Annotated in this window: 20 protein-coding genes; all 20 read left to right on the forward strand. The window is 49.6% G+C overall.

Going from position 1 to position 21,851, the window contains the following annotated elements; all coding sequences use genetic code 11:
- Positions 1–114 precede the first annotated feature (114 nt).
- The gene (dpsA, locus tag ACFORK_RS06460; protein ID WP_379196811.1) at positions 115–1,011 is read left to right on the forward strand and encodes a dipicolinate synthase subunit DpsA; all 897 of its coding nucleotides are present in this window, start codon (positions 115–117) and stop codon (positions 1,009–1,011) included.
- Positions 1,011–1,607: a dipicolinate synthase subunit B gene (locus tag ACFORK_RS06465; RefSeq protein WP_066362032.1), complete on the forward strand. Its 597-nt coding sequence runs from the start codon at positions 1,011–1,013 to the stop codon at positions 1,605–1,607. Before dpsA ends, ACFORK_RS06465 begins: the two co-directional genes overlap by 1 nt.
- 280 nt (positions 1,608–1,887) lie before the next feature.
- Positions 1,888–3,108: an aspartate kinase gene (gene dapG, locus ACFORK_RS06470; RefSeq protein ID WP_379196814.1), complete on the forward strand. Its 1,221-nt coding sequence runs from the start codon at positions 1,888–1,890 to the stop codon at positions 3,106–3,108.
- Positions 3,109–3,122: 14 nt separating this feature from the next.
- Complete coding sequence (gene dapA, locus ACFORK_RS06475; RefSeq protein WP_379196816.1) at positions 3,123–3,998, forward strand: 4-hydroxy-tetrahydrodipicolinate synthase; 876 nt, start codon at positions 3,123–3,125, stop codon at positions 3,996–3,998.
- A gap of 558 nt (positions 3,999–4,556) precedes the next feature.
- Positions 4,557–6,236 (forward strand): ribonuclease J, encoded by a 1,680-nt coding sequence (locus tag ACFORK_RS06480; protein WP_175371900.1) that lies wholly within the window; start codon positions 4,557–4,559, stop codon positions 6,234–6,236.
- A gap of 265 nt (positions 6,237–6,501) precedes the next feature.
- Positions 6,502–7,290 (forward strand): ClpP family protease, encoded by a 789-nt coding sequence (locus ACFORK_RS06485; RefSeq protein WP_379197148.1) that lies wholly within the window; start codon positions 6,502–6,504, stop codon positions 7,288–7,290.
- Positions 7,291–7,304: 14 nt separating this feature from the next.
- A complete protein-coding gene (locus ACFORK_RS06490) occupies positions 7,305–7,499 on the forward strand; it encodes a YlzJ-like family protein (protein WP_379196818.1) in 195 nt (64 codons plus the stop codon).
- A gap of 78 nt (positions 7,500–7,577) precedes the next feature.
- Entirely contained in the window at positions 7,578–10,250 is a 2,673-nt protein-coding gene (locus tag ACFORK_RS06495) for an FtsK/SpoIIIE family DNA translocase (protein ID WP_379196820.1), read from the forward strand.
- Between the two features lie 323 nt (positions 10,251–10,573).
- On the forward strand, positions 10,574–11,443 hold the full coding sequence (gene sleB, locus ACFORK_RS06500; RefSeq protein WP_379196822.1) for a spore cortex-lytic enzyme: 870 nt from the start codon (positions 10,574–10,576) through the stop codon (positions 11,441–11,443).
- Between the two features lie 203 nt (positions 11,444–11,646).
- Complete coding sequence (yfmF, locus tag ACFORK_RS06505; protein WP_379197150.1) at positions 11,647–12,888, forward strand: EF-P 5-aminopentanol modification-associated protein YfmF; 1,242 nt, start codon at positions 11,647–11,649, stop codon at positions 12,886–12,888.
- Positions 12,889–12,890: 2 nt separating this feature from the next.
- Positions 12,891–14,171, forward strand: a complete 1,281-nt coding sequence (gene yfmH, locus ACFORK_RS06510; protein WP_379196824.1) for an EF-P 5-aminopentanol modification-associated protein YfmH — start codon at positions 12,891–12,893, stop codon at positions 14,169–14,171.
- Positions 14,171–14,938 carry an elongation factor P 5-aminopentanone reductase gene (ymfI, locus tag ACFORK_RS06515; protein ID WP_379196826.1) on the forward strand — a complete coding sequence of 256 codons (768 nt, stop codon included), beginning with the start codon at positions 14,171–14,173 and terminating at the stop codon, positions 14,936–14,938. Before yfmH ends, ymfI begins: the two co-directional genes overlap by 1 nt.
- 144 nt (positions 14,939–15,082) lie before the next feature.
- The gene (locus ACFORK_RS06520; RefSeq protein ID WP_379196828.1) at positions 15,083–15,346 is read left to right on the forward strand and encodes a DUF3243 domain-containing protein; all 264 of its coding nucleotides are present in this window, start codon (positions 15,083–15,085) and stop codon (positions 15,344–15,346) included.
- Positions 15,347–15,523: 177 nt separating this feature from the next.
- Complete coding sequence (locus ACFORK_RS06525; RefSeq protein ID WP_379196830.1) at positions 15,524–16,291, forward strand: DUF3388 domain-containing protein; 768 nt, start codon at positions 15,524–15,526, stop codon at positions 16,289–16,291.
- 26 nt (positions 16,292–16,317) lie between these two features.
- A complete protein-coding gene (locus ACFORK_RS06530; RefSeq protein ID WP_379196832.1) occupies positions 16,318–17,280 on the forward strand; it encodes a RodZ domain-containing protein in 963 nt (320 codons plus the stop codon).
- Positions 17,281–17,363: 83 nt separating this feature from the next.
- On the forward strand, positions 17,364–17,525 hold the full coding sequence (locus tag ACFORK_RS06535; protein ID WP_175406334.1) for a hypothetical protein: 162 nt from the start codon (positions 17,364–17,366) through the stop codon (positions 17,523–17,525).
- A gap of 193 nt (positions 17,526–17,718) precedes the next feature.
- Positions 17,719–18,210 carry a YajQ family cyclic di-GMP-binding protein gene (locus ACFORK_RS06540; protein ID WP_379196835.1) on the forward strand — a complete coding sequence of 164 codons (492 nt, stop codon included), beginning with the start codon at positions 17,719–17,721 and terminating at the stop codon, positions 18,208–18,210.
- A gap of 338 nt (positions 18,211–18,548) precedes the next feature.
- The gene (pgsA, locus tag ACFORK_RS06545) at positions 18,549–19,136 is read left to right on the forward strand and encodes a CDP-diacylglycerol--glycerol-3-phosphate 3-phosphatidyltransferase (RefSeq protein WP_379196837.1); all 588 of its coding nucleotides are present in this window, start codon (positions 18,549–18,551) and stop codon (positions 19,134–19,136) included.
- A 43-nt stretch (positions 19,137–19,179) separates the two neighbouring features.
- The gene (locus ACFORK_RS06550) at positions 19,180–20,469 is read left to right on the forward strand and encodes a competence/damage-inducible protein A (protein WP_379196839.1); all 1,290 of its coding nucleotides are present in this window, start codon (positions 19,180–19,182) and stop codon (positions 20,467–20,469) included.
- Between the two features lie 268 nt (positions 20,470–20,737).
- Complete coding sequence (gene recA / locus ACFORK_RS06555; protein ID WP_379196841.1) at positions 20,738–21,802, forward strand: recombinase RecA; 1,065 nt, start codon at positions 20,738–20,740, stop codon at positions 21,800–21,802.
- Positions 21,803–21,851: the final 49 nt, after the last annotated feature.

Below are 21,851 nucleotides of genomic sequence, written 5' to 3' on the forward strand. Positions count from 1 at the left end.
AAGGGTTTAATTATCGATTTTCTCAAAACAACTACTCCGCTTTTCACCCATCCCGAATGCCCAGCATAAGATGCCTTATAGCCTTGGAGTGTAATGGAAAGGAGCGTCATCCCTATGCTTACTGGCGTCAGGATCGTGTTCCTGGGCGGGGACGCAAGACAATTGGAAGTGATTCGGAAGTGCGTGGAAATGGATGCAACGGTAAGCGTTGCCGGGTTCGATAAATGGGAAGCCCCTTGCCCAGGGGCGAGCCTGGAACAACTGTCAGTGGCGCTGCTGGGAAATGCCGATGTGCTCGTATTGCCAACCGTAGGTTGTGATGATGAGGGGAATATCAGCGCGCTGTTCTCTTCTGAACCGCTTAAGCTGCTGGAGGAGCACGCCGCTGCATTGCCACCGCATTGTACTGTCTATACCGGAATGGCCAAAAACTATCTGCGCAGGCTGTGCACCAAACATGAATTGAAGCTGATCGAATTGCTAGGCCGTGATGATGTGGCGATTTATAACTCCATTCCGACGGCGGAAGGAGCACTGGTCATGGCGATTCAGAATACGGATTTTACCATTCATGGGTCAAGATCCATGGTGCTGGGAATTGGCAGAACAGGCTTTACGATGGCCCGCAGTCTCCAGGGTTTGGGGGCGAAGGTGAAAGTGGGTGTTCGGAGACAGGAGCATTATGCCAGAGCGGAGGAGATGGGCTGGGAACCATTTATGACAGACAATTTGCTGGCTCATGTTACGGATTCGGATCTGATCTTTAATACGATTCCAGACATGATCATTACAGCCCAGGTGCTGTCCCGGATTCCTAGACATTGCCTAATCGTTGATTTGGCTTCTGCTCCGGGCGGCTGTGATTTTCGCTATGCGGAGAAACGTGGAATCAAGGCATTACTGGCTCCCGGATTGCCGGGAATCGTTGCCCCGAGGAGTGCCGGAATCATCATGGCAAATGCATTGGTACAGTCGATATCGGACGGGACTTTGAACAGGGGGGATGTATAATGAACTGGCACGGAAAAACAGTAGGGTATGCCATTACCGGCTCGCACTGCACTTTTGCCGAGGTAATGCCGCAGATCCAGCGCTTTATCGACGATGGTGCGAACGTGGTGCCAATCGTTTCGGGATCGGTACTGGCAACGGACACGCGGTTTGGAACATCGGAAAGTTGGCTAAAACAGTTGAAAGATATAACAGGGAATGATATCATTTCTACAATTGTTGAAGCGGAACCGCTGGGTCCTTCCAAGCTGCTGGATGTGCTGACGATTGCGCCCTGCACAGGCAACACAACAAGCAAGCTGGCTAATGCCATGACAGATAGTCCTGTATTAATGGCGGCAAAATCGCAGATGCGCAACGGGCGTCCGCTTGTGCTGGCGATCTCCACCAATGATGGATTGGGACTGAATGCCGCTAATATAGCGAAGCTGCTCGTGACCAAGAATATTTATTTTGTACCGTTCGGCCAGGATAGTCCACACGGCAAGCCCAATTCATTAGTGGCCCGGATGGAGCTAATTCCGGAGGCCTGCTATGCCGCTCTGCAGGGAAATCAGTTGCAGCCGATGATCATCGAACGGTTTCATTCAGCATAATCAAGGGAACTATTAGAGATTGCCTCTAACTTTCGAAGGGGAGATGTGCAAGGGATGTGGCGGAGGTTCAATGCCGCAGATCATCGACGATTGTTGATTTTATGGCTTGACAACTATACAGCTCGGCTGCTGCCGTCCTCATTTCCGAGGGCGGTACAACCATTTTTTTAACAATATACCGTTGAATCACGACTTCGCAGTGAACATTGCGCTTCTAAAAGAGCTTGCTTTCTGCGTATTTATTAGTGTGCTTGCTTCGATAGTAATGGAGGAATAATACATGGGTATTTTGGTGCAAAAATTTGGCGGAACATCGCTCTCCACACCACAGGCGAGAGAACATGTCATCCGTCATGTCAAACGTGAACTGGCAAGCGGTTATAATCTGGTGATTGTGGTTTCAGCCATGGGCCGCCGGGGGGAGCCTTACGCCACAGATACACTGTTGGATTGGGCAGTACAGAACGGCAACGCCATTGGTGACCGGGAGAAGGATCTGCTGATGTGCTGTGGGGAGATTATCTCTGCAACGACGCTCTGCGGGTTACTGGAGAATGAGGGCATTCCTTCTACGGTGCTGACTGGAGCCCAGGCCGGATTCCTGACGGACAACAACTTCGGCAATGCCAGAATTTTGGATGTGCGCCCAGAGCGTATTCTTCGTGAACTAAGGGAGCAGAAGGTAGTCATCGTAACCGGGTTTCAAGGACAGACGGAAGCCGGAGATTTCACAACGCTTGGGCGGGGCGGAAGCGATACATCGGCAACCGCGCTCGGGGCGGCGCTACGTGCGGATATGGTCGATATCTACACCGATGTGAACGGAATTTTGACAGCGGACCCCCGTATAGTCGAGGATGCCAAGCCATTGACCATTGTCAGCTACACAGAGATTTGCAATATGGCCCATCAGGGAGCCAAGGTTATTCATCCACGCGCTGTGGAAATCGCCATGCAGGCGCAAATTCCAGTGCGTGTTCGTTCTACTTTTTCCGACACGGAGGGTACACTGGTTACGCATCCTGAAGGCTTTAATGATGTGCAGGCGGGCATCGTAGACCGTTTCGTTACCGGGATTGCTTATGTCAGCAATGTGACGCAGATTTCGGTGGAATGTCCGGAGGGAAACGGAACGGGAATGCAGCTGCAGATTTTCAAAAGTATGGCGGACAACGGAATCAGCGTTGATTTTATTAATGTTACACCTACGGAAGCTCTTTACACCGTCTTCGATGATCATTCTGAGAAAGCCATCGCAGCGCTGCAGGAGCTGGGTCTTCGTCCGAAGAGCTTGTCCGGTTGTGCCAAGGTTTCTGTTATTGGCGGCGGCATTAACGGTGTTCCCGGCATTATGGCGCAGATCGTGGAGGCGCTCAGCTCGCAGAACATTCAGATTTTGCAGTCCGCAGATTCCAATACAACCATTTGGGTGCTCGTGAAGAAGGAAGACATGGTACAGTCGCTGCGAGCGCTGCATGCCAAGTTTGAATTACACCGTTAAAGGAGGAATTCAAAATGGATTTCGGGAGATTGATTACAGCAATGGTCACCCCCTTCGACGAAGCGGGAGAAATCAATTGGGAGGAAACTTCGCGTCTCGTTGATTATTTGATTGAAGAACAGAAATCCGAGGGTCTGATCGTTTGCGGAACAACTGGCGAATCTCCGACCTTAAGTGATGAGGAGAAGCTGAAGCTGTTTGAATTCGTATTGGAAAAGGCTCGTGGACGCTGCAAAATTATTGCTGGTACAGGCAGTAATAATACGAAGCACTCTGTTCATCTCACGAAGGAAGCGGAACGGATCGGCGTTGATGGTGTACTGGTGGTAGTGCCGTATTACAACAAGCCCAACCAGGAAGGGTTGTATCAGCATTTTGCCACTATTGCCAGAGAGACCGAGCTTCCGGTGATTCTATACAATGTGCCTAGCCGAACGGGAGTCAGTATGAGCGCGGCTACAACGCTGCGACTTGCAGAAATTCCTAATATCGTGGCTACCAAGGAATGTGCTTCCGTAGATCAGATTACTTTGATTGCCGCAGCTTGTCCGGAGGATTTCCATGTGTACACCGGCGACGATTCGGCAGGACTGGCGGCGCTGGCTGTGGGCGGCCATGGCATTATCAGTGTGGCTAGTCATATTGTCGGCTCTGAAATGCTGGAGATGATTGAGACGTATAATTCCGGAAACGTACGGCGTGCCGGTGAGCTTCACCGGAAGCTATTCCCGGTATTCAAGGGCTTGTTCGAGTGCCCGCAGCCGTTACCGAATCCCGCAGCTGTGAAATACGCACTTGGTCTTAAAGGAGTGAATGTCGGTTCAGTAAGACTTCCGCTCATTGGCCCGACAGAAGAAGAGGCTGCATTTATTGAATCGCTCCTGATCTAATGCTCGCTTAATTGTAATTATCTATATGTAACAAAAGGTGACTGTCTACGACCGGTTCTCCATGTGGAGAGCCGGTTTTTTACGATATGAAGGACGTTTTATAATAAAATAATGGCGATGTTTTGAGGAAAGAATAGAGTTACGGAGTGGACGACTTGTCTTTTGCCAAAAAAATCATGTATAATGATGTTAAGTGACTGGGTGCGGTTAAAATTAAATATGCGGTAATCTTCCGTCAATGTTATGCATTGTGAGACAGGATAGGTCCTTGGATAAGTCTGTTCAGAGCATGGCAGGGGCTTCGCGCAAGGGGCGCGGCGGTGAATTTTGACGGTTTGACCGCTTCAATGGAGCACTTCATTGCCCGGGTTCGGGAGCTTTCGCATTGCACGTTTATATAAGGTCTTACGGAATTTCCCTGTCAATTTTGGAAGCTATCGGCTGTTTGAAGAATGTATTCATTTACAGAATGTATTCAACGCCGCTGAAATAATGAAGTTTCAGTATTTAAAAAAATAAAATGTATGACGTCCAACATCATAGGAGGGTTAGATTCATTTGTCCAAGAAAAATAACAATGATAAATTAACGATTTTCGCTTTGGGCGGAGTCGGAGAAATCGGTAAGAATATGTATGTCGTTCAATATGGTTCCGACATCGTCGTAGTTGACGCGGGTCTGAAATTCCCGGAAGAGGATATGCTCGGCATTGATATCGTTATTCCAGATATCTCGTATTTGACAGAGAACCGTGACAAAGTAAGAGGTATCGTGCTGACACACGGACATGAAGATCACATCGGCGGTCTTCCTTATGTCCTGAAGAATTTGAACGTACCAGTATACGGAACCAGACTGACTTTGGGTCTTGTAGAGAACAAATTGAAGGAAGCTAATCTGCTAGGTGAAACCAAACGGATTCTGATCAACGAAGATTCAGAGATCCAACTGGGGAACTCGCTGAAGGCAACCTTCTTCAGAACCAACCATAGTATTCCCGACTCGGTCGGCGTATGCATCGAAACACCAGAAGGCAATGTCGTGCACACAGGTGACTTCAAATTCGACCACACCCCAGTCAATGGTCAATTTGCGAACCTGCATCGTATGGCTGAAATTGGTCGCAAGGGCGTACTTGCTCTTATGTCCGATAGTACCAATGCTGAGAAACCGGGCTTTACACCTTCGGAGAAAAATGTCGGCATCGTGCTTGAAGATATTTTCCGTAAGGCGGAGCAGCGTGTCGTGGTTGCAACTTTTGCCTCCAACGTACACCGTATCCAGCAAGTTGTGAACGCTGCTGAATCTACTGGACGCAAAATTACAGTTATCGGACGCAGCATGGTTAACGTTGTCTCCATCGCTTCTGAGCTTGGCTATCTGCATGTACCAGATGGTATGCTGATTGAGCCGGAAGAAATGAACCGGATGGCTGCTAACCGCGTAGTGGTATTGTGCACAGGTAGCCAGGGTGAGCCGATGTCCGCATTGACTCGTATGGCACGCTCCAGCCACCGCAAGGTGGATATCTTGCCAGGAGATACCGTTATTATTGCGGCAACTCCGGTACCAGGTAATGAGAAGTATGTAGGCCGTACCATTGATGAACTGTTCCGTCTGGGTGCCAACGTTATTTACAGCGGCTCCAACTCCGGCGTTCACGTATCCGGTCACGGTAGCCAGGAAGAGCTGAAGCTGATGCTTAACCTGATGCAGCCGAAGTATTTCTTGCCGATCCATGGTGAATTCCGTATGCAACGCAGACATGCGCTTCTGGCTGAGTCTGTGGGTGTAGATCCAGCCAACATTTTCATCACAGAAATTGGTGAAGTTGTTGAGATCCAAGGCGGAGCAGCACGCAAAGCAGGCAAAGTAACTGCCGGTAACGTACTGATCGATGGTCTGGGTGTAGGTGATGTGGGTAACATCGTATTGCGTGACCGCAAACTGCTGTCTCAAGATGGTATTCTTGTAGTTGTAGTTACCCTAAGCAAGCAGAATGGGGCTATTGTCTCCGGGCCTGACATTATCTCGCGCGGATTCGTATATGTGCGTGAATCGGAAGGACTTCTGGATGAAGCTAACCGGATCGTCTCCAGCACGCTTCAGCGCCTGATGAGTGAGAAGGTCAACGAGTGGGCATCCCTCAAGACCAGTGTCAAAGATTCTCTCGGCCGTTTCCTCTATGAGCAAACACGCCGCAGACCAATGATCCTGCCAATTATCATGGAAGTGTAATATACATTTTCTTTCAGTATAGCTTAAATAAATCAAGCCTCTTTCTCCCGGAAATATTGGACGGTTTCCAGGGAGGAGGAGGCTTTTTTGCGTTCATTTCGGCAAAATCTATCATGTTGTTGTCTTTTTCCCGCACCTTGTAATTCAGTTGTATGAATTCTGTATTTAAAGCTGCTGAATAACAGAGTGCCCTGAAATGTCATACTAGGATAGCTAATAAGCTAATATGACTGAAGCAATCAAGGGAAAGGGCGTGTCAGGAATCATGAATCATATCACGGGTAACAATGCGGAGAGCAACGAGGAAACCATGCCAGGGCAGGAAACACCGGAGACAGGGCAAGCGATGCCTCCAGGTCCGGTAGGGACATTGAAGGAATTGGGACAGACGACGGTTCCTGTAGCGGAGCCTGATATTTTTTGCATCACGATCATCGGGCAAATTGAAGGTCATATCGTCATGCCGCCGCATAATAAAACAACCAAGTATGAGCATATCATCCCGCAGCTTGTAGCTGCTGAGCAGAACAAGAACATCCATGGGTTGCTGATTATTCTCAATACGGTAGGCGGTGATGTCGAGGCGGGACTGGCGATTGCAGAAATGATTGCTTCGCTGACCAAGCCAACGGTGACGGTTGTCATTGGTGGCGGACATAGCATTGGCGTTCCGATTGCGGTAGCCTCCAGCTATTCAATCATCGCGGAGAGCGCTACGATGACCATTCATCCGATTCGCATGAACGGGCTTGTCATCGGTGTGCCCCAGACTTTTGAGTATATGGAGAAAATGCAGGAACGTGTGGTCAAATTCGTCACTTCGCATTCCCGCATTACAGAAGAGCAGTTTAAGGATTTGATGTTCAAGACAGGAGAACTCAATCGGGATATAGGAACAGCCGTCGGCGGGTTGGATGCAGTGCGCTACGGGCTGATGAATGAGGTTGGAGGAATTGGAGCGGCGCTAAGTCGTCTTAACACCATGATTGCGGAACGATCAGATCCCGGGGTGGCCGGTACAAACATGCCACTGCATGGAGGGATACCACAATGACCTTGTTCACAGTGATGCCCTTAGAACAGGTGTGGGAGGGCGCGTTAACTATCGGTTCAGAACAGCTTGAAGTCCACTATCAGGGCATGCTCATGCAAGTAGAGCCCATGGATGAAGGACGTGCGCGTATTGTGAGGCTACTGAACTGTCCGCTAGCCGCTTATCTTGATTCTTCGCTTGCCCCCGGAGCGATTATTTCATTAACATAATTACTCAATATATGACAAAACAGAACATAGGTACGCCACGCCATTATATGGTATAATGTTGTTCCGGGGGTGTATGGTGTGGCTAAACGAAAACAGAAGAAGAAAAAAGCACTGCTAGGCAGTGTTCTAAAATATGAAATATATGGGATTATGCTTATCACCCTATCTGTCATTGCATTATCCGGAGAGGCTGCAGTGGGACGTTCTCTTTCCAGCCTGGCCGGCTATTTGCTGGGCAGATTTTATTTTGTACTGCCGCTGGTGGGGATCTTTCTAGGTCTCATGGTTATGATCTACAGGAGATGGCCATCTACCTGGAGCAGTCGCCATACTGGTGTGCTGCTGCTTGTAATGTCCATGACGCTGATGAGCACCATATCCGCGATGGAGCAGAAGCTGGGACCGCTTAACATGCTGCATCCAGGAAATGTGTTCACCCAAATACATAATGATCTTAAAGGCGCACTTACGCCTGCAGCGGATAGCAGCAGTGTATATATGCTGGGGAAAGATATCAGTGGAGGCTACCTGGGCAGTCTGGAATACGCGACCCTATTGTGGTTGTTCGGAAGTCTGGGAGCCAAGCTGATCATGATTGTGATGCTCGCGATCAGCTTCATGCTCATCACCAATCTGTCTTACGTAGAACTGTTTATGCTATTGCGTGTTCGTGCAGTTAAGCTGGCCGAGGAGCTGCGCAAGCGGGCGGCTAACCGTCCGAAAGCTGTGCCCGTATCGGCCAAGCCTAAGCCTTCAAGGGCCAAAGCTTCTGCTCCGCGTCAAGTCCCTCAAGACATCGAGGATGACGAGGAGGAGGAGGAGCAGCTTCCGAGACGGAAGCCACCGCTGCTGTTCCAGAAGATCTCGCAGTGGACCTCCGGTTCTTCACGTGTGCAAGAAACGGGAATTCCAGTTAAAGGCGAAGATATTGAATATAATCCTGCCGACGGCCCAATTATCTCCGGGATATCCGCAGGGGTGCCTGTTACTCCTTTCATCGAAGAGGATGAGGATTTTGACGATGAGGACTTTGACGCACCGATCATCCGTGATTTCTTCCAGCACATCCGTTCGGAAGGCTTGAACGATGAGGACCGTGAGGAGTGGAGTGAATTCTCTCCGGCAGCACGAAACGGGATCAAGATCAGTTCACAGGAGCCGGAAATTATCGCTGGTCCGGGGGCAGACGTCAGCGAGACCTTCGGGGCTAATACCGCCGATGGGGCGCTGGGTTTTGCCGGAGTGGGAGGACTTGTGACCTCGCCAGTTTCGGATCTATCCGAAGAGGAGGGTGCTCCGCCGGCTTCTCCACCACCGCCACCTCCGAAGCCGTACAAGCTGCCTTCGTTCAGGCTCTTGTCGAAGCCGAATAATGGCGGTAAAGCTGGAGATCAGAATGATTACATGCAGACAGCCCGTAAGCTGGAGGCCACGCTAGAGAGCTTCGGCGTCCGGGCCAAGGTGCTAGAGGTGGTACGTGGTCCTGCGGTCACGCGTTACGAGATCCAGCCGGATATCGGGGTGAAGGTGAGTCGTATTGTGAATCTCACGGATGATATCGCACTGGCTCTGGCCGCTAAGGATATCCGTATGGAAGCGCCGATTCCGGGTAAATCAGCGATCGGGATTGAGGTACCGAATCCGGAAGTGTCCGTCGTTACCATGCGTGAGGTTATGGAGACCCAGACCTTTACCGAAGCTGAGTCCAAGCTATCCATTGCCTTTGGACGTGATATTTCGGGACAAACGATTATTGGCAATCTGGCGAAGATGCCCCACTTGCTTGTGGCCGGAGCTACAGGCTCTGGTAAATCGGTTTGTATTAATGGTATTATTACCAGTATTTTATATAAAGCGAAGCCTAATGAAGTTAAGTTCCTGATGGTCGATCCCAAGATGGTGGAACTGAATATATACAACGGCATACCGCATCTCATGGCCCCGGTCGTTACTGATCCGAAGCGGGCCAGTCTGGCCTTGAAAAAAATTGTGGTGGAGATGGAGAAGCGGTATGAACTGTTCTCCAAATCCGGAACCCGTAATATGGAAGGCTATAACAATCTGATGAAGGACAATCCGGCCGCTGTGCTGCCGTATATCGTTGTTATTGTGGACGAGCTTGCCGATCTTATGATGGTAGCTGCGAACGATGTGGAGGATGCTATCTGCCGACTAGCGCAAATGGCCCGGGCGGCAGGTATCCACTTGATCATCGCGACCCAGCGTCCTTCAGTGGATGTCATTACCGGTGTGATCAAGGCCAATATTCCATCACGGATTGCCTTTGGTGTATCCTCACAGGTGGATTCACGGACCATTCTTGATATGGCTGGCGCAGAGAAGCTGCTAGGTCGGGGAGACATGCTGTTCATGCCGATGGGCTCCTCTAAACCTATACGCGTTCAGGGCGCCTTTATGAGCGATCAGGAGGTGGAGACGATTGTGCATTACGTCAGCAGTCAGGGTGAAGCCACCTATGATGAATCCATCGTGCCTGAAATCGATGATACAGGAGCCCAAGAGGATGAGCCGCAAGATGAATTGTACGAACAAGCCGTACAAATTGTGCTTGAGGCCAAGCAAGCATCCGTATCCCTGCTTCAGCGCCGCATGAGAGTCGGCTACACCCGCGCTGCGCGCCTAATTGACTCTATGGAGGCCCGTGGGGTAATCGGTCCTTACGAGGGCAGCAAGCCGCGTGAGGTGCTGGTTTCGCTGGAACAGTATCAGCATAACCGGATCAGTTCATAGCATAACTGTCAACGTATTTAACAACAACATGAGAAGGCCCGCCCCAGGACAGGATAACCTGTTTTGGAGCGGGCCTTTTTTAACATTCTAGGAAGCAACGTTTTTACTCTTGTTAAGCAAGTTTATTTTACTGTAGCTAGAAGACTGTTCACGATATAGTCAAGCTGGGCATTAAGCGAGTAAATATCATTGATGATAATCATTCTCATTAGCAACGAATTCCTGACCCTTCTCCACTGCCATGCATAGGAAGAGCTGACAGTCGTCATAATAACTTTAGCCATCCATGCAGAACTTACAAGAGAAAGGTAGAGCGATGCCCTATGAAGAATAAGAAGCTATGGTTACTTGCCGTACTGACCCTTGCCATAACGACCGCCCCTTTTGCAAGCAGCATCATGTTCAGTCAAAAGAGCGCTGCAGCCCGTAACGTGGAGAACACCACTGTGTCGCCTTCTAAAGAGGTGGGCAGCTATGAGCAGGAAGCTTTACCTGCCTTTAGCACGACAACTGTTAAATACGGAGCCTCCGGGAAAGATGTATACGAGCTGCAGGGCCGCTTGAAATTCTTGGGTTATTACGATGGGGCGATAGACAGCCAGTTTGGATCTACGACCCTGGAATCTGTGAAGTGGTTTCAGTGGAAATTCGGTATGCCAGCTGATGGTGTTGTAGGTGCCAAAACCAAACTGAAGCTGTATAACGCGACAAAGGACTGGAGGCCAACCGAACCGCCAACCGGTACTGCCTCCAAAACGCCGAGCAACGCTGGTGGTGGGGATAACACCAAGGAAACGAACAACACCGCTGAACTGTCGTCGGGTAACACTATGGGTTTATCGGAAAATGATCTTAAGATTATGGCCAACGCCGTATACGGGGAATCCCGCGGTGAGCCGTTTGAAGGTCAGGTTGCTGTTGCAGCAGTCATTCTGAACCGCGTGAAGTCCCCAAGCTTTCCCAATACACCGTCCGGTGTAATCTTTCAGCCGGGTGCGTTCACAGCCGTAGCGGATGGCCAGATTTATCTGGAGCCGAACGAACAGGCGCGCAAAGCCGTGCAGCAGGCCCTTAATGGCTGGGACCCCTCTGGGGGATGCCTGTATTATTTCAACCCGAAAACGGCGACCTCCAAATGGATCTGGACTCGTCCACAGGTGAAGACGATCGGGCAGCATATCTTCTGTATGTAAAAGCCTACTGACCGCCGCTTAGGCAGCGTTCAAGCTAAATAATCCGTAAGAGCAACCGGGGGCCTAACCTTCGGTTGCTTCCTTACTTTGGAATGGTTTAGAATGGAAAGTACTTCATAAACATGATGTATAGCATTTATCTACGCCGTAAAGGAGTTTTGGACTTGACTAATAATGGTTTTCAACATGGCAGCGTCGCAGGCATGCGTATTCACGTATTGCCGACGAAGGCGTTCAAGACCTTCGCCATCTCACTTTATGCCGGCGTTCCGCTCAAAGAAGATACCGTAACTCCAACAGCGCTAGTTCCTTTCGTGCTGCGCAGAGGTACGGCCTCCTATCCGGAGACGACTCAGTTCCGTGAACAATTGGAAGAATTGTATGGTGCGGGTTTCGGTTTTGATGTATACAAAAGAGGCGATTACCAGATCGTTCAGTTCCGTATGGATACGATCAATGATTCCTTTGTCCAAAGCAAGGAAAGCCTGCTGGGCGAATCTTTTGCCTTCCTGGGCGAAGTACTGACGAAGCCAGCGCTGGAGAACGGAACGTTCCGTTCGTCCTATGTAGCTACCGAGCGGGAAACGGTCCGCAAGAAGCTGGAAGCTATCGTGAACGATAAAATCCGCTATGCGGCCGAACGTTGTATCGAAGAAATGTGCCGCAATGAGCCTTACCGCCTGCACCCGTTGGGACAGCGCGCCGATCTTGACGGCATTACGCCAGAGAGTCTCTATAAGTCATACAACTCCTGGCTGGATGGAGCGATTCTGGACCTTTATGTGGTGGGAGATACGACCCCGGAAGAGGTAGAGAAGCTGGTTAAGCGTCATTTCGGCCGCAGCGATGCTGCTGTTCCAGCCTATTCTTCCAATTTTACTCCGGTATCCGTGAGTGAAGTCCGTACGGTGGAGGAGAAGCTGGATGTCAATCAGGGCAAGCTGAATATGGGTCTGCGTACTTCAATTACTTACAAAGACGATACCTATGCATCAGCCTTGATGTATAACGGGATTTTGGGCGGTTACCCGCATTCCAAGCTCTTCGTTAATGTGCGTGAGAAGGAGAGTCTGGCTTATTATGCTTCTTCTCGCTATGACGGACATAAAGGGATTGGCACGATTCAGTCCGGGATTGAGATTCAGAATTACAGCAAAGCGGTGGATATTATCCGCCAGCAGCTCGACGAACTGAAACGCGGTAACATCAGTGATCTGGAACTGAGTCAGACCAAAGCGATGATTCGTAATTTGCTCTCAGAGATTCCGGATTCCGCCTTTGAGCTGATTTCATTTGATTTTAACCGCCAGTTATCCGGAAAAGACCGGTCTGCGCAGGAGCTGCTGACGCAAGTGGAACAAATCGGAGCTAACGATGTTAAGGCCGCTGCGGAATCGTTCCAACTCGACACGATTTATTTCCTGACAGGGCAGAAGGAGGAATAGCGGTGGAACAGTTACGTTACGACAAGCTTCAGGAAACGCTGTATCATGAGGTAATGGACAATGGCCTGCAGGTGTATGTGCTGCCTAAGCCAGGTTTCCGTAAAACCTATGCGACATTTGCCACAAAATACGGATCAGTAGATAATCATTTCCGGGTAGCTGGCGGGGAAGAAACAACGGTTCCCGACGGGATTGCCCACTTTTTAGAGCATAAAATGTTCGAGGAACCGGAAGGCGATATTTTTGCCACCTTTGCCTCCAACGGCGCTTCAGCGAATGCATTCACTAGCTTTGACCAGACGGTTTATTTGTTCTCGGCAACAGAGAATATTGAGACCAACCTCAGCACATTAGTTGACTTTGTGCAGCGTCCTTATTTCACAGATGAGAATGTGGAGAAGGAAAAGGGGATTATCGGTCAGGAAATCAATATGTACGCCGACAATCCGGACTGGCGCGTCTATTTTGGCCTCATTGAAGCCATGTATGCGAAGCATCCTGTTCATATTGATATCGCCGGAACTATCGAGTCTATCGCGACCATTACGAAAGAGACATTGTATACGTGCTACAACTCTTTTTACCACCCGAGCAATATGCTGTTGTTCGTCGTAGGTGGTGTGGAGCCGGAGAAAGTTTTCGAGCTCATTCGCAGCAATCAGGCTGGGAAATCCTATGATAAACAGGGCGAAATTGAACGCATTTTTGAACAAGAACCAGAGCAGGTAGCCACTAAGCGCAAGGAGAGCAAGCTGGCTGTCTCGATGCCGAAGCTCCTGTTCGGTTTCAAAGAGAAGGACCTCGGCCTTGCCGGAGAAGCCGCTGTACGCCGCGATCTGACGACCAAGCTGATGCTGGATTTGCTGCTGGGCAGCAGTACAGCATTGTACCAGAAGCTATATGACGAGGAACTGATCTCCGACAGCTTCGGCCATGAGTTCAACAGCTCGCCGCAGTACGCTTTCTCCGCCATTGGTGGCGATACGAAGGACCCTGATTTCCTGCTCAAGCGGATCAAGGAAGAGATTGAACCGATTCTGCAATCCGGATTTGCCGAGAAGGATTTTGAACGGGCACGCAAAAAGAAAATCGGCGGTTATCTCCGCATGCTGAATTCTCCGGAAAATATTGCCCATGAGTTCACTCGCTATCAGTTCCGCGGGGGAGATCTTTTTGAAGTGCTCCCGTTATATGAATCCATCACTCTTGACGAGGTCAATGCACGTCTGCGTAGCCATGTGGATTGGGATCAGTTGGCGATTTCGCTGGTGGTGAGCCCTTAATGTCGTTTCCGGGAGAGAGCAGCAAGCCGATTGGAGAAATGACTGTGCTTATTACCGGTGGCAGCGGGGGAATCGGCGGCGCTATTGCCGAACGCTTTGCATCGGTGGGCATGAATATAGTAATCCATTATATGAACTCTCATGAAGCGGCGAATGACGTTGCCCGCCGCTGCATGGCCCTAGGGGCAAGAGTAATGACAGTGACTGCGGACGTCAAAAACCGCAGTCAGCTTTTGCGTATGGCTGAAAGGTTAGAGAGCAGTGGACTTCAGCCGGACATCCTCGTTAACAATGCCGGTAAAGCCCATTACGGGATGCTGGCAGATCTTTCCGAAGACGAATGGGATGAGATTATGGCGGTTAATTTGAAGGGGACCTTCCTTTGTAGTCAAATTTTCATGCCGTATATGGTCTCACAGCGTTTTGGACGAATTATTAATGTGTCCTCTGTGTGGGGGATCTCCGGCGCTTCTTGCGAGGTGGCCTATTCCGCTAGCAAAGGCGGTGTCAATGCGTTCACCAAGGCACTGGCCAAAGAACTGGCGCCTTCCGGTGTCACGGTGAATGCTGTGGCGCCGGGTGCGGTGAATACGGCTATGCTGGCGAATCTGGAGGAGGAAGATCTGCGCATGTTGGAGGAAGAGATTCCTGCCGGGCGGCTTGGCGCGCCTGATGAAATCGCTTCGCTTGTGTATTTTCTCGCGCTGCCTGAATCCGGGTATATTACAGGACAAGTTATCAGTCCGAACGGGGGCTGGATTACCTAGAGGTCCCGGGCTTGGAGAAAAGCTCCAGCATAAGAACTCCGTGCCCGAGACATATTATTACTGTTGATTTTAAATCTCACGCAAGACGGCGGTTCTTTCGCTTTTGACGAAGGAGTTGACCGTAACCAAGAAGGAGGATTTAAGATGTCAACAGAGAATACGGTAATCAAAAACTACGATGCCTGGAAAAAATTTCTGGGTGAACGGGTCGTTCAGGCTGAGAAGATCGGGATGAGTGAAGACACCATCTCCAAGCTGGCTTTTGAAATCGGGGAATTCCTCGACAACAAGGTTGATCCAGCAAACTCTTCGAACCGGGCGATCAAGGAACTATGGGATGTTGGCAGCGATGAAGAGAAGCAAACAATTGCCAAACTCATGGTCAAGCTAGCGAAACAACACGCATAAGCTTGCGGAAAAAGCTCCCTTCGGGGAGCTTTTCTGTAATTATTACAGGACTGAACTTGCCTTTCATTTTTATTTTATATATCATTAACATGACCCGTGCAATGCAGCGCTTTGTCGAGACAGAGCTTTTTTTGACGTTTGGCAGGTGCAGGGAAAAGGAATCTATGAGGTGTACAAGTGGAACATAAACAGTGGTATATGGAATATAAGATACATAAGAACAGACCTGGTCTGCTCGGTGATATCGCTTCTATGCTCGGGATGTTGGAAGTCAACATTATTACGATTAACGGTGTAGAAGGCAAGACTCGAGGCATGCTGCTCGAGACCAATGACGAAGAGAAGATTATGTTAATGGGCGAAATGCTCAAAAAAGTTGATAATATTACCGTTACGGCTTTGCGTCCTCCACGGCTGGTGGACAAGCTGGCTGTCCGGCATGGACGATATATAGACCGAGATTCAGACGACCGCAAGACATTCAGATTCACGAGAGATGAGCTGGGGCTTCTGGTGGATTTTCTTGGCGAGTTGTTTAAACGTGAAGGTAATCAGGTAATAGGACTGCGTGGGATGCCTCGTGTAGGCAAGACGGAGTCCATTATAGCCGGCAGTGTCTGCGCGATGAAGAGATGGACCTTCGTGTCCTCGACACTTCTACGGCAGACGGTGCGCAGCCAGCTTGCAGAGGATGAGATGAACCCTCATAATGTGTTTATTATTGACGGTATCGTCAGTACGATCCGCTCCAATGAGAAGCATTATAATCTGCTGCAGAATGTGATGAGCATGCCGAGCACGAAGGTTATTGAGCATCCGGATATTTTTGTGCGTGAATCGGAGTACAGCTTTGATGATTTTGACATCATTATTGAACTGCGAAATTCTCCTAGCGAAGAGATCTTGTACGAGACATTCACCGGAAGCTACAATGAGGACCTATAAACATGAGAGAACAAGGAGGTGATGGTATGTCGGAACTGGGCCGGCAATTGAAAGAGGCACGCCTACAAAAAGGCATGAGTCTTGACGATGTCCAGGAAGTTACGAAGATCAGAAAAAAATATTTGGAAGCCATCGAGGCGGGGGATTATAAGGTGCTCCCGGGAAGTTTTTATGTCCGGGCTTTCATCAAAACCTATGCGGAAGCCGTAGGAATTAACCCTGACGAGCTGCTGGAGGAGCATGGCAATGTACCAGCACCGCCGGTGGAAACGACCCCAATGGAAACAGTCATTCAAAAGCGCAGCCGCAGACCCGAGACGGAACGTAACGCGAAGTGGTTGCCAACGCTATTAATGTGGACTTTTCCCGTCCTGATTATTGCCGTCATCTATATGTATGCATCTAACCTGAATAAAGGCGAAAGCAATCAGGTTGATTCGACCAAGGTAACGGATGCTCAGCAGGACCCGGCCACAGCTCAGACTCCACCGCCAGCAGCAGGCAATACAGCGAAGCCTACGGCCACCGAGGGCACTGCCAGCGTGGAACCTACGCCGGAGCCTACATTACAGCCTACCCCTTCACCGACGCCTCCTCCGCCTCCACAGGCCGTTACGGTCACTGAGGATCGCAAATCAGGCAAGAGCACAATCTTTAAGGTATCTGCTCCTCCGGGAAGTGCGGTGCAAGTGAAGATTGCGGCAAACGGAGTCAGCTGGCTTGAAGTGTATAAAGGCTCTAACTCCAAGGGAGAAAAGCTTTCCTTTGGTAACACTGCTGCAGGAGATAATATGACATTCACGCTCGACAGTGCAGGGATGTATATCAAATCCGGTTATTCGCCAGCAACAATCATTACAGTCAATGGTCAACAGGTTACAGACGGTAAATCCTCGTCTCGTATTTTGCTGGAATTGAATGAAGCATCTGGCGGCAATGGCACTGGGAACAGCGGTGCAACGAACTCAGAATCTACATCAACCCAGTAAACGGTAGGGATGCATAGACTTTGGCTTTATGGGGAACATAAGAAGGATTCACAGTTCTTACGCCAAAGCGAGGTGTATCTATCATGACTGTCAGCTGGATTGTAGCAGGATTGGGTGTAATCGTTACGCTCTTGGGATATTACCTGACACCAAGTGCCTGGGGTTACGGGATCCTTGGGTTCGGACTTGCGCATATTGTGCTGGGGATTTTGGATATGTTTCGGTCGCCTTCCCGCAGCAGATAGTTCCTGCGCTCAGGGATTCAAGCGTCTCCCAAGCTTTTGTCGCCTCTGGGAGACGTGTTTTTGCAAGAATGGCAAGCTCCACATTGTGGGGCTGTTTTGCATGTCGGGTCAATGTTTTCTTCCATAATTAGACTTGGACAAATCTTTCTCATATAATAGTAACAGAATAAATGTAAGAAAAGGACGTGAAGTAATGGCTTCGGAAAGTTCGTTTGACATCGTTTCAAAAATGGATATGCAGGAATTAACCAATGCTGTTCATCAGACAGAGAAGGAAATCGACAATCGATTTGACTTCAAAAATAGCAAAAGCAGCTTGAAGCTGGAGAAAGATGCGCTCATCATTTCCTCTGAGGATGAATTCAGGCTGAATGCTGTCATCGATATTTTGCAGTCCAAGATGGTGAAGCGCGGCATTACCCTCAAGAACCTGGATTTCGGCAAGGTGGAGCCTGCAGCGCTGGGGTCTGTACGCCAACGTCTGGGCTTGAAGCAGGGAATTGATCAGGAGAATGCGAAGAAAATCAATATTCTGATTCGGGACTCCAAGCTTAAGGTGAAGAGCCAGATCCAGGGTGACCAAATCCGGGTAACTGGAAAAAGTCGGGATGATCTGCAACAAATCATCCAAATTCTGCGCAAAGCTGATTTGCCGCTCGATTTGCAGTTTAACAATTTAAAGTAAGGTACCTGTGCCCCGCTGTGCTGTACCAGCACGCAAGCTTGCGGGGTGCTTTCTATTTTGCTGGAAGAGAGAGGGTATAAACATCTCGGATTCGCCTCATCATAGCAAGAAGGATGATTGCTTGCTCATGTGGCTCAAATTACATATGGATATTGCAACAGTTTTTTGAATAGATAGAGAGAGTATAGAATCCAGCCAACTGTCCATGGCGCCCACAACATTCAGGGATAAATGAGATGGGGCAGCCGCTATTGCCCGCGGCCGTTTTATGGCTATAATATACTTGCGTAAGAAATGTTGGATCACGATTTGGATGATTGATCAGGGGAGGAACTTCAGTGAATTTGCCCAACCGCATCACGCTTGCTCGTATTTGTCTTATCCCTATTATGATGTTTTTTTTGCTGGTGGATTATAGCTTCTATCCAGAGCCGATACACTGGGGCTCATTCCAGCTTTCTGTTAACCATTTGGTGGCGGCGGTGATTTTCTTGCTGGCAGCCAGTACGGATGGAATAGATGGCTATATCGCCCGGAAATATAATATGGTCACCAATCTTGGCAAGCTGCTTGATCCGCTCGCGGATAAGCTGCTGGTTACCGCTGTGCTTATCTCGTTAGTGGAGCTGGGCAGATGCGATTCCTGGATTGCCATTGTCATTATCAGCCGCGAATTTGCAGTAACCGGGCTTCGTCAGGTTGCGCTGCTTGAAGGCAAGGTAGTGGCCGCCAGCAAATGGGGCAAGATCAAGACGATTGTTCAGATTGTCGCCATCTCCCTGCTGCTGCTCAACAATTTCCCGTTCCAGTTCATCAGCATTCCGGTCGACGATATCGCGATCTGGGCCGCAACGTTGATCACGATTTATTCGGGAATCGATTATTTTGTCAAGAACAAGGATCTGTTGCAGCTCCATAAAGCATAATAATGAACGGTCCATTCTATAATTCAGGAGGCGTCAGCCCGCTATGAAAGCAGAAATCATCGCAGTCGGCACTGAGCTTTTGCTCGGCCAGATCGTCAACAGCAATGCCCAGTTCCTATCGACAGAGCTTGCTGCACTAGGAATCGATGTTTATTTTCAAACGGTGGTCGGCGATAATAGCAGCCGCCTGCAGCAAGCGATCGAAATTGCCCAGAGCCGTGCGGACCTGATCCTCTTCACCGGCGGCATTGGTCCAACCGAAGACGATCTTACCAAAGACGCTCTGGCCGCGGCACTGGGCCGTGGTCTGCATATCGATACACTGGCCATGGACCATGTACAGCGCTTTTTTGACGCACGGAAGATTGTAATGACAGAGAACAATCGCAAGCAGGCTTTGATTATTGAAGGCACTACTCCGCTACCTAATGAGATTGGCTTGGCGGTGGGCATAGCCCTGGCGCATGAGAATAAATATTATATCGTCCTTCCTGGCCCCCCGCGTGAAATGAAGCCAATGTTCACGGACAAGGCCAAGCCATGGCTGCTGCAGCATGCGTTGACGGACGAAATGCCGCTCTACTCAAAAATGCTCAAGTTTGCCGGTATCGGTGAATCGCTCCTGGAGGACAAGCTGATTGATTTGATCCGCAATCAGACCGATCCAACGATTGCTCCATATGCCAAGGAGGGCGAAGTGACGGTCCGCATTTCGACCAAGGCTCCTTCCGAGCATGATGCCTTGAAGAAGCTGGATGTTCTGGAAAAGCAGATCAAGGATATTCTTCCGGAACACATGTATGCGAACATTGACGTGCCGCTGGAACAGCTGATTGTGGACTGGATGGCGGATGCAGGGCTGACTTTGAGTGCGGCGGAGAGCTGCACTGGCGGCCTCCTGATGGAGAGTATTACGAACATTCCCGGCAGTGCTTCGATGTTCGCCGGGGGGATTGTTTGCTACTCCAACGACATCAAGAAGAAGCTGCTGAACGTGCCAAGCGATTTTCTGGAGGGCAGCAATGCTCCTGGCGCCGTCAGCCGCGAGGTTGCCGAGGTGCTGGCTGAGCAGGTGAGAATGATTGCAGACAGTGATTTCGGGCTATCAGTTACTGGTGTGGCTGGACCAGGATATTCTGAGCGCAAGCCGGTGGGACTCGTCTTTATCGGGATTGCTGAGCGGAACCGGAAGACGGAAGTGTACGAGCTGAATTTACAGGGTACTCGAGAGAATATCCGTTTGCGTTCCGTAAAAGCACTGCTGTACCGCCTTTGGCGCAGACTGGAAGAGCGCAAGGTGGAGACTCCGCTGGAAGGCTCCGACTTGTCATAACTTTGGAAGACGTTGTATAATTGAAACATACGGAAGAACCGTGGCGCAGAGCATTCTATGCCGCGGTTTTTTGTTTGATAATCATGGGGAGATGCATTCTCCCGGCCGCGATGCTCTTATTTTGTGCAACCGGAAGGGGGCTTACAATAAAAGGGAGAGGTAGGCCGGAAGTTAAAAAAAACGAATGTATGTTCGAAAAAAAGCTTGGCAAGGTCTTCAAAACACGTTATTATGTATATTATAAACAACAGTGAAGGAAGTGGTCTGGTTGTCAGATCGTCGTGCGGCGCTTGAGATGGCGCTTCGTCAAATAGAAAAGCAATTCGGTAAAGGTTCTGTAATGAAACTGGGCGAATCCACCCACATGCAAGTGGAAGTGGTACCCAGCGGAGCTTTGGCGTTAGATATCGCATTGGGGATTGGCGGATTTCCGAAGGGGCGTATCATCGAAGTATACGGTCCGGAGTCTTCCGGTAAGACCACGGTTGCGCTTCATGCGATTGCAGAAGTGCAAAAGGCTGGGGGACAAGCTGCATTTATTGATGCGGAACATGCACTTGACCCAAGATATGCCAGTAAGCTGGGCGTGAACATAGATGAACTGCTGCTTTCACAGCCGGACACAGGGGAGCAGGCGCTTGAAATCGCTGAAGCACTTGTTCGCAGTGGAGCGGTAGACATTATTGTCGTTGACTCCGTGGCAGCTTTGGTGCCAAAGGCAGAGATTGAAGGCGACATGGGTGATTCTCACGTGGGTCTGCAGGCTCGTCTAATGTCCCAAGCTTTGCGTAAACTGTCTGGTGCGATCAACAAATCGAACACAATTGCAATCTTTATTAACCAGCTTCGTGAGAAGATCGGTGTTATGTTCGGTAACCCTGAGACGACTCCTGGCGGTCGAGCTCTGAAATTCTATTCTTCCATTCGCCTTGATGTACGTCGCGTAGAGAGCATCAAGATGGGGAACGATGTTGTGGGTAACCGGACGAAAATTAAGGTTGTGAAGAACAAGGTAGCACCTCCGTTCAAGCAGGCAGATGTAGATATTATGTACGGTGAGGGAATTTCCAAGGAAGGCAGTCTTGTGGATATCGGTACGGAGATGGATATCGTAAACAAGAGTGGTGCCTGGTATTCCTATGAAGGCGAACGTCTTGGCCAAGGTCGGGAGAATGCTAAGCAGTTCCTGAAGGAGCATGAGGACATCGCCCTCGTGATTGAGAACAAGATTCGTGAAGCCAGCAATCTATCGACGCTTGTGGCTTCCCCAAGTGAATCTGAAATTGCGGCAGAGAAGGAAGAAGAAGAGAATCTGCTGATGGAAATCGAATAGTCTGAATTGAATATTCGCTAAGGATAGGCGCCCTGTGAACGACATAACA

Origin of the sequence: Paenibacillus sp. GCM10012306 (assembly GCF_042649265.1) — a bacterium.
Taxonomy (GTDB): Bacteria; Bacillota; Bacilli; order Paenibacillales; family Paenibacillaceae; genus Paenibacillus_AQ.

Bases quoted from the DNA above. Each gene is read 5' to 3' on its own strand.
- dpsA (WP_379196811.1), top strand. From the start codon at position 115: ATGCTTACTGGCGTCAGGATCGTGTTCCTGGGCGGGGACGCAAGACAA.
- ACFORK_RS06465 (WP_066362032.1), top strand. From the start codon at position 1,011: ATGAACTGGCACGGAAAAACAGTAGGGTATGCCATTACCGGCTCGCAC.
- dapG (WP_379196814.1), top strand. From the start codon at position 1,888: ATGGGTATTTTGGTGCAAAAATTTGGCGGAACATCGCTCTCCACACCA.
- dapA (WP_379196816.1), top strand. From the start codon at position 3,123: ATGGATTTCGGGAGATTGATTACAGCAATGGTCACCCCCTTCGACGAA.
- ACFORK_RS06485 (WP_379197148.1), top strand. From the start codon at position 6,502: ATGAATCATATCACGGGTAACAATGCGGAGAGCAACGAGGAAACCATG.
- ACFORK_RS06490 (WP_379196818.1), top strand. From the start codon at position 7,305: ATGCCCTTAGAACAGGTGTGGGAGGGCGCGTTAACTATCGGTTCAGAA.
- sleB (WP_379196822.1), top strand. From the start codon at position 10,574: ATGAAGAATAAGAAGCTATGGTTACTTGCCGTACTGACCCTTGCCATA.
- yfmF (WP_379197150.1), top strand. From the start codon at position 11,647: ATGCGTATTCACGTATTGCCGACGAAGGCGTTCAAGACCTTCGCCATC.
- ymfI (WP_379196826.1), top strand. From the start codon at position 14,171: ATGTCGTTTCCGGGAGAGAGCAGCAAGCCGATTGGAGAAATGACTGTG.
- ACFORK_RS06520 (WP_379196828.1), top strand. From the start codon at position 15,083: ATGTCAACAGAGAATACGGTAATCAAAAACTACGATGCCTGGAAAAAA.
- ACFORK_RS06530 (WP_379196832.1), top strand. From the start codon at position 16,318: ATGTCGGAACTGGGCCGGCAATTGAAAGAGGCACGCCTACAAAAAGGC.
- ACFORK_RS06535 (WP_175406334.1), top strand. From the start codon at position 17,364: ATGACTGTCAGCTGGATTGTAGCAGGATTGGGTGTAATCGTTACGCTC.
- ACFORK_RS06540 (WP_379196835.1), top strand. From the start codon at position 17,719: ATGGCTTCGGAAAGTTCGTTTGACATCGTTTCAAAAATGGATATGCAG.
- ACFORK_RS06550 (WP_379196839.1), top strand. From the start codon at position 19,180: ATGAAAGCAGAAATCATCGCAGTCGGCACTGAGCTTTTGCTCGGCCAG.